At 66.0% G+C, this 13087-nt stretch carries 14 protein-coding genes and 1 pseudogene; 4 read left to right on the top strand and 11 right to left on the bottom strand.

Annotated features, from left to right (window positions below):
- Positions 1-139: 139 nt before the first annotated feature.
- Both FAZ95_RS34205 and FAZ95_RS34200 read right to left on the bottom strand, forming a co-directional pair.
- Complete coding sequence (locus FAZ95_RS34205) at positions 140-394, bottom strand: DUF2866 domain-containing protein (protein WP_137336812.1); 255 nt, start codon at positions 392-394, stop codon at positions 140-142.
- Between the two features lie 303 nt (positions 395-697).
- Positions 698-1864, bottom strand: a complete 1167-nt coding sequence (locus FAZ95_RS34200; protein WP_137336811.1) for a porin — start codon at positions 1862-1864, stop codon at positions 698-700.
- Positions 1865-2050: 186 nt separating this feature from the next.
- Here FAZ95_RS34200 and FAZ95_RS34195 point away from each other — a divergent pair.
- Positions 2051-2249, top strand: a pseudogene (locus FAZ95_RS34195) (MetQ/NlpA family ABC transporter substrate-binding protein); the annotation flags it as partial.
- Between the two features lie 82 nt (positions 2250-2331).
- On the opposite strand, the gene FAZ95_RS34190 reads toward FAZ95_RS34195, so the two are convergent.
- The 9 genes from FAZ95_RS34190 to phnG all read right to left on the bottom strand — a co-directional run bounded on the left by FAZ95_RS34190 (position 2332) and on the right by phnG (position 10660).
- Positions 2332-3447 (bottom strand): succinylglutamate desuccinylase/aspartoacylase family protein, encoded by a 1116-nt coding sequence (locus tag FAZ95_RS34190; RefSeq protein WP_137336810.1) that lies wholly within the window; start codon positions 3445-3447, stop codon positions 2332-2334.
- Positions 3448-3698: 251 nt separating this feature from the next.
- Positions 3699-4484, bottom strand: a complete 786-nt coding sequence (locus FAZ95_RS34185) for an ABC transporter substrate-binding protein (protein WP_137336809.1) — start codon at positions 4482-4484, stop codon at positions 3699-3701.
- A gap of 268 nt (positions 4485-4752) precedes the next feature.
- Entirely contained in the window at positions 4753-5886 is a 1134-nt protein-coding gene (locus tag FAZ95_RS34180; RefSeq protein WP_137336808.1) for an alpha-D-ribose 1-methylphosphonate 5-triphosphate diphosphatase, read from the bottom strand.
- Positions 5887-5917: 31 nt separating this feature from the next.
- Positions 5918-6676 carry a phosphonate C-P lyase system protein PhnL gene (gene phnL / locus FAZ95_RS34175; protein WP_137336807.1) on the bottom strand — a complete coding sequence of 253 codons (759 nt, stop codon included), beginning with the start codon at positions 6674-6676 and terminating at the stop codon, positions 5918-5920.
- 10 nt (positions 6677-6686) lie between these two features.
- Positions 6687-7457, bottom strand: a complete 771-nt coding sequence (gene phnK, locus FAZ95_RS34170) for a phosphonate C-P lyase system protein PhnK (protein WP_137336806.1) — start codon at positions 7455-7457, stop codon at positions 6687-6689.
- Positions 7454-8413, bottom strand: a complete 960-nt coding sequence (locus tag FAZ95_RS34165; protein ID WP_137336805.1) for an alpha-D-ribose 1-methylphosphonate 5-phosphate C-P-lyase PhnJ — start codon at positions 8411-8413, stop codon at positions 7454-7456. The genes phnK and FAZ95_RS34165 overlap by 4 nt, the downstream gene beginning before the upstream one ends.
- Positions 8410-9549 carry a carbon-phosphorus lyase complex subunit gene (locus FAZ95_RS34160; RefSeq protein WP_137336804.1) on the bottom strand — a complete coding sequence of 380 codons (1140 nt, stop codon included), beginning with the start codon at positions 9547-9549 and terminating at the stop codon, positions 8410-8412. The genes FAZ95_RS34165 and FAZ95_RS34160 overlap by 4 nt, the downstream gene beginning before the upstream one ends.
- On the bottom strand, positions 9549-10169 hold the full coding sequence (gene phnH / locus FAZ95_RS34155) for a phosphonate C-P lyase system protein PhnH (RefSeq protein ID WP_137336803.1): 621 nt from the start codon (positions 10167-10169) through the stop codon (positions 9549-9551). The genes FAZ95_RS34160 and phnH overlap by 1 nt, the downstream gene beginning before the upstream one ends.
- Positions 10169-10660: a phosphonate C-P lyase system protein PhnG gene (gene phnG / locus FAZ95_RS34150; RefSeq protein ID WP_137336802.1), complete on the bottom strand. Its 492-nt coding sequence runs from the start codon at positions 10658-10660 to the stop codon at positions 10169-10171. The genes phnH and phnG overlap by 1 nt, the downstream gene beginning before the upstream one ends.
- Before the next feature lie 182 nt (positions 10661-10842).
- Here phnG and phnF point away from each other — a divergent pair, with 182 nt between their 5' ends.
- From phnF to phnN, 3 genes are read left to right on the top strand one after another with little or no spacing between them, the layout of a single operon-like run.
- On the top strand, positions 10843-11610 hold the full coding sequence (gene phnF / locus FAZ95_RS34145) for a phosphonate metabolism transcriptional regulator PhnF (protein WP_137336801.1): 768 nt from the start codon (positions 10843-10845) through the stop codon (positions 11608-11610).
- The gene (locus FAZ95_RS34140; protein WP_254700090.1) at positions 11607-12452 is read left to right on the top strand and encodes a DUF1045 domain-containing protein; all 846 of its coding nucleotides are present in this window, start codon (positions 11607-11609) and stop codon (positions 12450-12452) included. Before phnF ends, FAZ95_RS34140 begins: the two co-directional genes overlap by 4 nt.
- The gene (phnN, locus tag FAZ95_RS34135) at positions 12449-13015 is read left to right on the top strand and encodes a phosphonate metabolism protein/1,5-bisphosphokinase (PRPP-forming) PhnN (RefSeq protein ID WP_137336800.1); all 567 of its coding nucleotides are present in this window, start codon (positions 12449-12451) and stop codon (positions 13013-13015) included. Before FAZ95_RS34140 ends, phnN begins: the two co-directional genes overlap by 4 nt.
- Positions 13016-13087: the final 72 nt, after the last annotated feature.

Here is a 13087-nt window from a genome sequence, read left to right as displayed (position 1 = left end):
CCGGAGATGCAGGGTTGAAAGCGCGCAGCGTATCAGACTCTGCGGCGATGCGCCCAGCGCGGCCTACGCGCTGTGACGTATGGTCGCACCATGGCGTTGGCTGGAAACGGCGGGCGCCGCGCGACGGCGGCGCGAAGCCTTAAATCGGCTCGCTGGTGTAGAGGCGTCCCGGCACGTGGCTCGCCACGACGCGGGCGATGTCCGCATCGGTGCTTTCCGCCGGCACGACGCACCGGTACGACGGGACGTCGCCATGCGTGGTCCATTCGACGAGGCGATACGGCCGGCTCCACGGACGTTGCACGGGCATCGACACTCGGCAGCTCTGAACCGGCAGCTTGTGCTCGCTCTTGAGCATCGTACGCAGATGCTTGAATACCGCGTCTTCGATCATGGTCGCTCCCGTTTGCGTGTGGCGCTGCCTGTGGCGGCGCGCTGCGTGAGAGGGATAAAAAAATGCCGCCTAAGCTACGGCGGCTGAACAGGGGTGGTATGGGATGCATAGTCGCAGCCAAGAATTAAGCCAAACTTAAAACGAGCTGTCGCTTTGCGGCCCGCACTCACCCGCGCGGTTGCAAGGCTCTGCACACACGTGCAGGAATGCTTTGAAGCGCAACGCCCCGCTAAGAAATCCGCGGGGCGTTGCGCTTTTCGCAATGATCAACCGCTACCGAAAACCAGCAGCGGCGATATCGCTTTAGAACTTGTGACGGATACCGACGCGCACAGCGACTTGATTGGTCGAGTTCGTGCCCGACGTACCGAAGTACGACGAAGCCGAATCGCCGATCTGCGCCTGAATCGGCGTCGTCGTGCCGGTGAGGTTGCCCGACGCCTTCTGATAGACGGTCAGCAGGTACACATCGGTGCGCTTGCTGAGCGCGTAGTCGACGCTCGCGTCGATCTGGTTCCAGTGGCCGGAGAACGCGTCCGACACCTTCATGTACGTGTAGCCGAGGCCGGCCGTCAGAGCCGGCGTGAACGCGTACTTGCCGCCTGCTTCATAGGCGTTGAACGTCGTCTGCGCACCCGAGATCGGCTCGATGTGCGTGTTCGTCCACAGGGCCCACAGCGTTGCCGGGCCGAGGATGTAGCGGCCGCCGAGGCCGACCGTGTGCAGGTCGCGAATCGGATTGGCCGTCGAGCCGAGCGTGATGTTGGCGAGGTTCGTCGAGAACGCCGCGGGCGTCGCGGCTGCGGGGAAGCGAATGTCGGTATAGGCCGTGCCGACGGAGAACGCACCCGTCGCGTAGTTCGCGCCGAAGCTATACGCGCGCGACGAGCTGCCGGCCGCACCGGAGAACGCGCCGGCCTGATTCGAGAAGCCGTACATCGCGCCGAACGTCAGGCCCGCGAAGTTGGCGCTCGTGAACTTGACCGAGTTGCTGATGCGGCTCGACGTGAGCTGGTCGACGTCGTTGATGTGATAGCCGTAGTTGCCCGCAACGGTGTTGCCGCCGTTCGAGTAGTTGCCGCCGAGATAGTCGGTCGAGAACGAGTACTGACGGCCGAGCGTGAACGAGCCGATGCTGTCCTTCGAGATGCCGACGTACGCCTGGCGGCCGAATTCCGAGCTGCCTTGGCCCAGCGTGCCGTTGCCGCTGTTGAAGCCGTTTTCGAGCACGAAGAGTGCCTTCAGGCCGCCGCCCAGGTCTTCCGTGCCGCGCAGGCCCCAGCGGCTGCCTTGTGCGACGCCGTCGTCGTACTTGTAGAGCTTGCTGCCGCTCTTGGTGCTGGTCTGCGTGCTGTTGTTCACGTAGCTGATACCCGCATCGATCAAGCCGTACAGCGTGACGCTGCTTTGTGCATGTGCGGTCCCCGCGATCGTTGTAATGGTAGCGGCGGCGATGATTTTCTTTTTCACAAATGCTCCGTTTTTGAAGGTAAGAGCCCGGCTTCCCGTCTTGGCGCGGAATCGCAGGACGGGCGGCAATTTATCGGACGAAAACGAAAGCTAGATGACAGCAAGGGAACGGCAGGGATTTGTTGTGCGGCTGCAACAATCGGCTGTTCGGAGGGGCAGTGAGAGGCAGCCGCCGGGTCATATCCGTTGGCAGTGAAGGCGGGTTTATCGTCGACGAAGGACGCGATTGCGATTGAGGATGTGAAGGGGCGCGAATCTAATCGCGGTGCGCGAAGGCGACAGGAACAAGCCTTGGGTGGAGAAGCGGGTGGCCGCGTATGAGTCGGACGACGTGCGGCAGTACATCGACAAACAGTTCAACGGGGCGATCGTGCCGGCGCTTTGAGGGGGCGCCATCAAATGCCGTCGAGCCCCGAGACGCAGGCGCGCGGAGGGCAGCTTGGCTGCTCTCCGCGCGCCGCGCTCGCTTAATTCGACAGCAGCGAGCCCGTCCGGTACGGCGTCGCGCCCGCGATGCGCGCAATTTCGAGCCCGGCGGTCGCAAAGCGCGCGCGGTGCCGCGCGTACAGCACGCCGGAAATGCTGCTCGAGATCGTGACGACGCGGTCGGTCAGCGGATCGACGATATCGGCGATCTCCTGGCCCGGCTCGACCCACACGCCCACCGGCGCGCGGAACACGAGCACGCCCGAAATCGGCGCGAGCAGCGGCTCGGTGCCGGCGAGCGGCGTGGCCGCGAATTCGAGCTGGGGCAGCGGGGCGGGCGTGCCGTCGATCACGCCGCGATGCGTCAGGTATTCGACGATCGCGTGCGCGTCGCGCTCGGCGAACGCATACGTGACGTCGCCCTGGCCGCGCAGCTCGATCGTCACCGAGATCGAGCCGTTCGGAATCGGATAGCGGTCGCCAAAGCGCGCGCGCAGCTCGGACCAGCAGAAGCTGTGAATCTCGTCGAACGGATTGCCGATCGAATTGAGCGCGAGCAGCGACGCCTTCGAATCGAGGTAGCGCGCGAGCGGCTCGACTTCGGGCCACAAATCGGGGTTCGTGTAGAGGTGCATCGCAGCTTCGAAGTCGCAATGCAGATCGAGCACGACGTCGGCATCGTAGGACAGGCGCTGCAGCGCGAGGCGCTGCGATTCGAGCTCGGTGTTCGGCGTCTGCTCGTTAAGCGCTTCGCGCATCGCCTGGCGCACGGCGATGAGGTTTTGCTGCGCGTCGTCGGTCAGGCGGCCTTCGATGCGCGGCATGACGAGCGCGGCGAGATCGTGGAAGTTGCGGTTGAAATTGCTCGCGGTGCCCGTTTCGAAGCGGCCGAGCATCTGGCCGAGCAAATGCTGATTGAGGCCGATCGGATTCGGCACCGGCACGACGACGATTTCGCCGCGCAGCTTGCCCGCGGCTTCGAGCGCGGCGAGCCGCTTGCGCAGCGCCCACGCTACCAGCATGCCCGGCAGTTCGTCCGCGTGCAGCGAGGACTGGATGTAGATCTTTTGCCCGCCGGAGGGGCCGTAGTGGAAGCTCGTCAGATGACGCTCGGTGCCGAGCGCGGGGGCGATCAACGGATGGGTGTGTGTTTGCATGATTTTGTTTGCGCGCCGGAGGTCATGCGGGCGCGATGACGGGAAAATAGGTCTCAGGCGATTGTACTTCGCGATAGGCTGCGCGGGGGCGGCTGGCCGGATTCAACAGCGTGGACTCAACAACGCGGCCTCGACGGCGCGCGGACTGCGGACCTCGATGGGCAAACAAAAAAGGCCCCGCGCAACACGGAGCCTTTTTCGCTTGCACATCCCACAACGAAAGGCGCGGGAGCGTCCCGCGCCGTCGCGGATTAGCCGCCGTACACGTCGAAGTCGAAGTACTTCTTTTCGATCTTCTTGTACGTGCCGTCCTTGATCATGTCGGCGATGGCCTTGTCGATCTTCGCCTTCAGGTCGGTGTCTTCCTTGCGCAGACCGATGCCGGCGCCGTTGCCGAGCGTCTTCGGATCGTCCAGGTCGCCGCCGGCGAAGGCGAAGCCCGCGCCGCGCGGGGTCTTCAGGAAGCCGATGTCGGCTTGCACGGCGTCTTGCAGCGCGCCGTCAAGACGACCCGACAGCAAGTCGGCATAAACCTGGTCCTGGTTCTGGTACGGGACGACCTTCACGCCCGCCGACTCCCAGTGGGCCTTCGCGTACGTTTCCTGGATCGTGCCTTGCTCGACGCCGACCGACTTGCCCTTCAGCGATTCCGCCGTCGGCATGATGCCCGAACCCTTCTTCGCGACGAGACGCGTCGGCGTGTTGAAGAGCTTCGACGAGAACGCGATCTGCTCTTCGCGTTGCGGCGTCATCGACATCGACGACAGCACGCCGTCGAACTTCTTCGCCTTCAATGCCGGGATCATGCCGTCGAAGTCGTTTTCGACCCAGACGCACTTCGCGTTCACGCGCTTGCAGATTTCATTGCCGAGGTCGATATCGAAGCCGACCAGCTTGCCGTCGGAGCCCTTCGATTCGAACGGGGGGTAGCTCGCATCGACGCCGAAACGGATCGTGGTCCAGTCCTTGGCTTGAGCGACGCCTGCGGCGGAAACGGCGAGCAGCGAGATGGTCAAGGCGGCTAACAGCTTTTTCATTTTTACTCCTCGGAGGGGTTCGTTCGGCCTCGAATGCGATTGTGCCGCTTCGAGGCCTTTCCGGCGCAACGGTTTGCCAGAACGGTTATTACGGCTGCCGGCCGGGCGGCTAGCAGCGCGGCACAGCATACCAAGCCAAAAATATGGCGCCGCTAGTAGAACACCGGATGGCGGCCGAACGCAACCTCTAGGCGAAAGACCCTCCAAGAATGGTTGCCTAAGCGCTTTGAGTGCGCCAAATGCCTGTTTTTACGCGCTTTTTGCGCCGTCAAACGATCCGTTCACCCGCGCGATACGTGGCGCGCGGCACCGGCAGCGTGTCGTGCATCGTCACGCGCAGGAAGTCCGCGCGCAGGCCGGGCTCGATTGCGCCGCGGTCGTGAAGGCCCGCGGCGCGCGCCGGTTCCGCCGATACCGTGCCGACCGCCCGCGGCAGCGTCCAGCCCGCTTTGTCGACGAGTTCGAAAGCGGCGGTGAGGAGGCTCGACGGCACATAGTCGGAGGAGAGGATGTCGAGCAAGTCCGAGCGCGCGAGTTCGAGCGCCGATACGTTGCCCGAGTGCGAACCGCCGCGCACGATGTTCGGCGCGCCCATGACGGTGGCGATGCCGAGCTTGTGCGCGGCGGCCGCGGCGAGGTGGGTGGTCGGAAATTCGGAGATCGCGACGCCTTCGGCCGCGGCTTCCTCGACGTGTTCGGCGACCGTGTCGTCGTGGCTCGCGACAGGCAGGCCGAGCGCCTTGCAGCGCGCGACGATCTCCCGGCGGTGCGCGATGGCGAAGCGTTCCTGGTCGGTGGTGAGCTCCGCGAGCGCGGCGGCCATGTGCTCGTCGGTCCACTTGCCGTTGCGTTCGTGGTACTTGCGCCATTGCTCCTTGTCGTGCCACTGGCGTTGCCCGGGTGTGTGGTCCATCACCGAGGCGAGCCGCAGCAATGGATGCGCGGACAACGAATCGAAAATCTCGACGACGTCCGCCGTGCCGATCTCGCAGCGCAGATGCAGGAAGTGCTCGGCGCGCAGCAGGTTGCGTTCGGAGAAGCGCTGCAGCGCCTGCGCGCACGACGTCTGGATATCGCGTCCGCGCAGCTTGGAGGTGCTCATCGAGCCGATCGCGAGCGCGTCGAACACGGTGGTGATGCCGGCTGCGGCCACTTGGGCATCGTGGATCACGAATGCGGCGTCGGTGTTCCAGATCACGCCGGGGCGCGGCGACAGGTGCTTTTCGAGGTTGTCGGTGTGCAGCTCGATCAGGCCCGGCAGCAGATAGTCGCCGTCCCAGTCTTGCGCGCCGGGCGCCGACGTCGTGCCGTGCGCCAGCTCGCGGATCGTGCCGCCTTCGATTTGCACGACTCCGATGAATACTTCGTCTCGCGTCACGATGCGAGCGTTCTTGATCAACATCGACAAGCTCCTTGTCCTTGGATTGCGCGTGTCAGTGAATGAGGGAGGCGGCGGGCGCGCTCAATTCGAGGCGGCGCGTCGCGACGCTCTCGCGCGTCGCTTCGTCGTGGAAGATGCCGACGATCGCGGCGCCGCGTCGGCGCGCTTCCGTGATCAATTCCGCCACGATATCCCGGTTTTGTGCATCGAGTGAGGCAGTGGGCTCGTCGAGCAGCAGCAGCGGATGCCCGGCGATCAGGCCCCGTGCAATGTTCACGCGCTGCTGTTCGCCGCCGGAAAACGTGGCCGGCGCGAGCGGCCACAAACGTTGCGGCACGTTCAGCCGGGCGAGCAAGGCGGAGGCGCGTTCGCTCGCTTCGTTCTCGTCGACGCCGCGCGAGATCAGCGGCTCGGCGACGAGCGCAAGCGTCGGCACGCGCGGGATCACGCGCAGAAACTGGCTCACGTAGCCCACTGCCGAGCGGCGCAGCGCGATCACGTCGTGCGGCTCGGCGCCGGTGATCTGCACGTGGCGCTCGGCGCGCGAATCGTCGCGGATCGCGATCATGCCGTCCGTCGCGAGATAGTTGCCGTACAGGCAGCGCAAGAACGTGCTCTTGCCGGCGCCCGAAGGGCCGGCGAGCACGACGCATTCGCCGCGCTCGACATCGAGCGAGACGTCTGAGAGCGCCGTAATGCTCGTGCCGCCTTGCGTGTGCAGCGTGAAGCGCTTGCTGACGTCTTGCGCGCGCAGCATCAGCGCGTCGTTGTCGAGGAAGGCGCGCTCGGGTGCGCGAGTGACGGTTGTCATCGTCGATCCTTTAGACGGGAAGCACAGACGACACCAGCGTCTGCGTGTACGGATGTTGCGGATCGTCGAGCACTTGATCCGTGAGGCCCGCTTCGACGACCTTGCCGCCTTGCATCACCATGAGCCGGTGCGCGAGCAGGCGCGCGACGCCGATGTCGTGCGTGACGATCAGCACCGAGAGATGCAGCGTGGTCGTGAGCGTGCGCAGCAAATCGAGCAGGCGCGCTTGCACCGAGACGTCGAGGCCGGCGGTGGGCTCGTCCATGAACACGAGGCGCGGTCCGGTGACGAGATTGCGCGCGATCTGCAATCGCTGCTGCATGCCGCCGGAAAACGCTGACGGGAGCTCGTCGATGCGAGCCGGGTCGAGTTCGACGCGCTCCATCCATTGCGAGGCGGTATTGCGGATCTGCCCGTAGTGGCGCGCGCCGACCGCCATCAGCGGCTCGCCGATGTTCGCGCCCGCCGATACACCAAGACGCAGCCCGTCGCGCGAATTCTGCTGCACGAAGCCCCATTCGGTGCGCATCAGAAGACGCCGCCGCGGTTCGCTGAGCGAGAACAGATCGATCGCTTCGCCGTTCGTGTTCGTGTAGCGGAGCGCGCCGCTATCGGCTTCGGCGCGCAGCGCAAGCGTGTTCAGGAGCGTCGACTTGCCCGAGCCCGATTCGCCGACGATGCACAGCACCTCGCCCGGATAGAGGTCGAACGTGACGTCGGCGCAGCCATTGCGGCCGCCGAATTGCTTCGTGACGGCGCGGGCGGAGAGGAGCGGCGTCATGCGCGTTCTCCTGCTACTTGTGGTTCTTGTGCTTCTAGTGCATCGCGCCGGTCGTGGCAGTAATCGCTGTCGGAGCAGACGAACATGCGCTTGCCCGCATCGTCGACGATCATCTCGTCGAGGAAGCTCTCGCGCGAGCCGCACAGCGCGCACGCATGCTCCCAGCGCTGGATCTCGAAAGGGTGGTCGTCGAAGTCGAGGCTGCGCACGGACGTGTAGGGCGGAATCGCGTAGATGCGCCGCTCGCGGCCGGCGCCGAACAACTGCAGCCCGGGGTTCATGTGCATTTTCGGATTGTCGAACTTGGGGATCGGCGACGGCGAGGTCAGATAGCGGCCGTTGACGATCACCGGGTAGTCATAGGTCGTCGCGATGCTTCCGTGGCGCACGATGTCCTCGTAGAGCTTCACGCTGATGAGGCCGTAGTCGGCGAGCGAGTGGAGCTTCTTGCACTCGGCGATGCGCGGCTCGAGCTTGAAGAGCGGCTCGGGGTTCGGCACCTGGTAGACGAGGATCTGGTTCGCGGTCAGCGGCGTTTCGGGAATGCGGTGGCGTGTCTGGACGATCGTGGCTTCCGCGGTCTTGCGCGTCGTTCTCACGCCCGCCGTGCGTGCAAAGAAGCGGCGGATGTTGACGGCGTTCGTCGTTTCGTCGGAGCCCTGGTCGATCACTTTGAGCGTATCGTCGCGACCGATGATCGCCGACGTCACTTGAATGCCGCCCGTGCCCCAGCCGAACGGCAGCGGCATTTCGCGCGACGCGAACGGCACCTGATGGCCCGGCACCGCAACGGCCTTGAGCAGCGCGCGCCGGATCATGCGCTTGGTCTGCTCGTCGAGATAGGCGAAGTTGTAGCCCTCGGCGGCGCTGCTTGCATCGGCGGCCAGACCGGTGCCGGCATCGGTATCGGTATCGGTATCGGTATTGGATAAGACCTGCATATCGGGAGCGTTCATGCGGCTTGTTCCTCGTCATCGCCGCGCTCGCGGCCATCATGTTGTGCGCGCAACCGTCTCACGAGCTCGAGCTCGGCCTGGAAGTCGACGTAGTGCGGCAGCTTCAAGTGCTGGACGAAACCGGACGCCTCGACGTTATCGCTATGCGACAGCATGAATTCGACGTCCTGGGTCGGCGACGAGACCGTCTCGCCGAGTTCCTGCGCGCGCAGCGCGCGGTCGACGAGCGCCATCGCCATCGCTTTGCGCTCGGAATGGCCGAACACGAGGCCGTAGCCTTGCGTGAACGCGGGCGGGGCTTCCGTGCTGCCCTTGAACTGGTTGACCATCTGGCATTCGGTGACGTCGAGCTCGCCGATCTCGACCGCGAAGCCCAGCTCCGGCAGATCCATTTCGACGGCGACGTGGCCGTAGCGGATCTCGCCCGCGAACGGGTGCGCGTGGGCGTAGCCGCGCTGCGTGGCGTAGCCCATCGCGAGCAGGAAGCCTTCGTCGCCGCGCGCGAGATTCTGCAGGCGCGTCGTGCGGTGGGCTGGGAAGGCGAGCGGCTCGCGTGAAAGGTCGCCGGGTTCCGCGGCGTTTTTCGAGGGGCGTTCCTGCTCGATCAGACCTTCCTGGTCGAGCAGGGCCACGACGCGGGGCATCGGCTCGGGTTGGCTGCACGCGTCGTCGTGCGTGGTGCGCAGCGAAAACGCCTCTTGCGAAGCTGCAGCGTCACCCTCGCCGCCTTCGGCCAGGAGCGCGAAATCGAGCAGACGTTGCGTGTAATCGTAGGTCGCGCCGAGCAACTGACCGCCCGGCACGTCCTTGAACGTCGCGGAAATGCGCCGCTCGGCGAGCATCGCCTCGGTGTCGAGCGGCTCGGTGAAGCCGAAGCGCGGCAGCGTCGTGCGGTACGCGCGCAGCAGAAAGATCGCTTCGACGAGGTCGCCGGCGGCCTGCTTGATCGCGAGCGCGGCCAGCTCTTCGTCGTACACGGAGCCCTCGGTCATCACGCGCGCAACGGCCAGGCGCAACTGCTCGCGGATCTGCGCGGCGGACAGCTCGGCAAGCCGCGTATCGCCACGGCGAGCGCGGTCGATGAGGCGCCACGACGCTTCGATCGCGCGCTCGCCCCCTTTGACGGCGACGTACATCAGTTCACCTCCGCTCGGGTGGTGCGCGGCAGGCCGACGAGCGCGTCGCCGCACATGAGATAACAATCGATGCCGCAGGGGAAGTGCACGGCGAGTTCGGCGCGCTCGTGCCAGAAGCGCTCAGGCAGGCCGCGCGGCGCGATCGTCGCGGTCGTTTCGATGCCGGGGCCGCTCAGGGTGATCGGCGTGCCGCCTGTCAACGCGTCGACGCGAATCAGCAGCGTGGCAGCCTGTTCCGGCGTCTCGGGTTCGCCGAGCGAGAAGGCGCCAAGCGGCGGCAAGGCTTGCGCATCGTGCACGTAAGCGAAGGCGGCGCGCGACGGCGTGTCGGTCAACGTCGCGCCCGTGTGAAAGCGCAACGTGGCGCCGAGCGTCGCATCGGGCGTGGCGAGCCAGATCGGCGTGGTGTCGTCGGCGAGCGCGAGCAGCGTGGCGAACGCCGCGCGGCCGGCGTCCGGTTGATTCGCGGCGGACTCGGGTAGCGCGGCGGCGACGGAGCCGATCGTGCCGGGACGCGCGAGCGCATCGAGGAGCGTGCGGAACACGGCCTGCGTGTCGTGGACCGGATCGGCGAAACCCGGCGTCAAGCTCGAAAGTGCAATGTGCGAAGGGCTATTCATCAGTCGCCTCGGACCATCGTGAAGAATTCGACGCGCGTCGACGCGGCATCCTGCCGGCGTGTTTCGCGCTGCGCCGCCATGCGGGCGGCGAGCGGCTCGATCAAACGTTCGTTGAGCGCCGCATGACGTTCGGGCACTTGCAGCAGCGCGTCGGCGAGCGCCGCGAGCTCGGCGCGGCGTTTGTCTCGGCCGAGCTGGCACGCCACGCCGACTGGCGCCGCGCCATCGCTGCCGCTGATGCCCTTGAGACGCAGCGTGGCGCGCGTGACCGTGGCCTCGCCGAGATTGAACGGGTCGCCCGTGCCGCCGATGCGGCCGCGCACCATCGCGAGCCCGATCTCGGGCGCCCGCAGCCATTCGTACGCCGGGAGCTCGGCGCCCTCGAACGCGTGAGTGAGCGCGGTTTCCAGGTCGGCGCGCGGCGCGCGGGCGAGCACCGCGAGCCACGCACGCCGGCGGGAGTGGGGGGATGGGGCGACGGTAGCGCTCATGGAATTCCTTGTCGACGCGAGCTGAAGTACAAACATTTCACCATCTAATTGTCTAAACGTCTAGACGTTTAGATGTAAAATTTTTGGGCAGTGTGCGCCACCGCGCGATTTTCACATTTCCATCACGCCGGCAGCACTACAATGCGCAAAACGAAATTGAAACCCAAGGGAATGACAACGCCATGACATCGAACGCATCGAACGACAACGGGGACCCGGGAACCGTCGTCGAGCGCGGCGCGGGCGTCGCCGTATGGCGGCAGATCGAGCAGATCCTCGCGGCGGAAATCGCGGCGAGCGGCTTTGGCGCCGAAGGGCGGCTGCCGAGCGAAGGCGAGCTGGCCAAGCGCTTCGACGTGAACCGCCACACCGTGCGCCGCGCGATGCTGGGGCTTGCCGCGCTGGGCCTCGTGAGCGTCGAGCAGGGGCGCGGCACGTTCGTGCAGCCCGGCGCGATGGACTATTCGATCGGACGCCGCACGCGCTTCACTGAAAATCTTCAAAGGCAAAACCACGCGCCGAGCGGTGCGGTGATTTCGGCGGCTCGCGTGAAGGCCGATGCGAATGTCGCAAAGGCGCTCGCCATTCGCGCGGGCGCCTTCGTCTACAAGATCGAAACGCGCCACGAATCGGACGGCGTGCCGCTGACGTTTGCACGCAACTGGTACCCGGCCGCGCGCTTTCCGGACATGCCCGAAGTGCTCGCGCGCACCAACAGCATCACGAAGGCGCTCGCCGAATTCGGCGTGCACGACTACGTGCGCAAGTGGAGCCGGATCGGCAGTGTGCTGCCCGAGGCCGAAGTCGCGCGGCGGCTCAATATCAACCGGCAGCAGCCGGTGCTGTGGGTCGAGAACGTCGAGGCCGACCTGGAAGGCGTGCCGGTCAAGTACGGCATCACGCATTTCGCGGCGGACCGCGTGCAGCTGATGATCGAGCACGACGCATGAGCGCTTCCAATTCGATGCGCTCGCCGGCATGGCTCGACGAATTCGGCACGTCAGACGCTGCCGAAGCTGCGACTGCGCAATGGCCGGCTGAGGCGCGCTTTGCGATCTATTACGCGCCGCCGCGCGAATCGGGCTGGTGGCAGGCCGGTTGCGCATGGCTCGGGCGCGATCCCGAGACCGGCACGATTCACGCGCCGCCAAGGCTTGCCGCACTGGATCGGGAAATCGGCGATGTGACTGTGGCGCCGCGGCGCTACGGATGGCACGGCACGCTGATTGCTCCGTTCAGGTTGGCGGACGGTGTCGCTTCGGGCGATGTGCTCGACGCCACGCTCGCCTGGGCACGCCGCCAGACGCCGTTTTCGCCGCCGGTGGAAGCGGCGCTCTTGAGCCGCTTCGTCGCGCTGCGTCCGGCTGCCGCGTCGGGCGACGACGCCTTGCGCGCGCTAGCCGCCGACGCGTTGCGCACGCTCGACACCCTGCGCGCCCGCCCGCCAGCCGCCGACATCGAGCGCCGCCTGGCCGCGCCTTTGACCGAACGGCAGCGCGAATTGCTGCTGGAGTGGGGCTATCCGTATGTGCTCGACGAGTTTCGTTTTCATATGACGCTCTCCGATTCCCTTTCCGACGATGACGAATGCGACGCGCTTATTCGCCATTGGCATGCGGAGGCGGCGCGTCTGGGGCCGCTGCCGGTCGATGGGGTGGCGCTGTTCGTCGAGCCGTCGCCGGGTGCGCCGTTCGTGCTCTGGCAGCGGCTGCCGTTCCTGGCCGATGCGGCCCAAGCGGGCAACGCGAGCGATGGCGCGCAGGCCGGCAACGCAGCACGGAGTGCGCGATGAGCGGCGGCCTCGTCTACGTAATGGGACCTTCCGGCGCGGGCAAGGACTCGCTGCTCGCCTATGCCCGCGACACGCTCGCGGGTGAACCGATCGTCTTCGCGCACCGCTACATCACGCGGCCTGTAGGCCACGGAGAAAATCACATCGCGCTGACGGCCGACGAGTTCGCGCGCCGCTCGAACCTTGGCCTCTTTGCGCTCGAATGGGCGAGCCACGAATTGCGCTATGGAATCGGCATCGAACTCGACGCGTGGCTCGCACGGGGATGCGCAGTGGTCGTCAACGGCTCGCGGCAGCATTTGCGCGAGGTGTTGGCGCGCTATCCGCTTGCCCAGCTCGTCCATGTCGACGCAGCGCCGCACATCCTCGCGGCACGTCTCGGCGCGCGGGCGCGCGAGACCGCTGAGCAAGTCGCGGCGCGCTTGGCCCGGCATGCGCCGTTCCAGGTGCCCGACGGCGTGCGGCTGACGTCGATCGACAATTCGGGAGCGCTTGAAACTGCTGGGCAGCGGTTCGTTGACGTGTTGCGCGGGGTTGCGCAAACGGCGGGCCGCGTCGCGTGATGCGCGGCGACGCCGCGAAACGCGTCCGAGGACCATCCCAGGACAAGCGGCTCGCGTTTGGTATGCAACATG

Source organism: Trinickia violacea, from assembly GCF_005280735.1.
Taxonomy (GTDB): domain Bacteria; phylum Pseudomonadota; class Gammaproteobacteria; order Burkholderiales; family Burkholderiaceae; genus Trinickia_A; species Trinickia_A violacea.
This window is presented reverse-complemented; position numbering and strand designations above follow the sequence as displayed.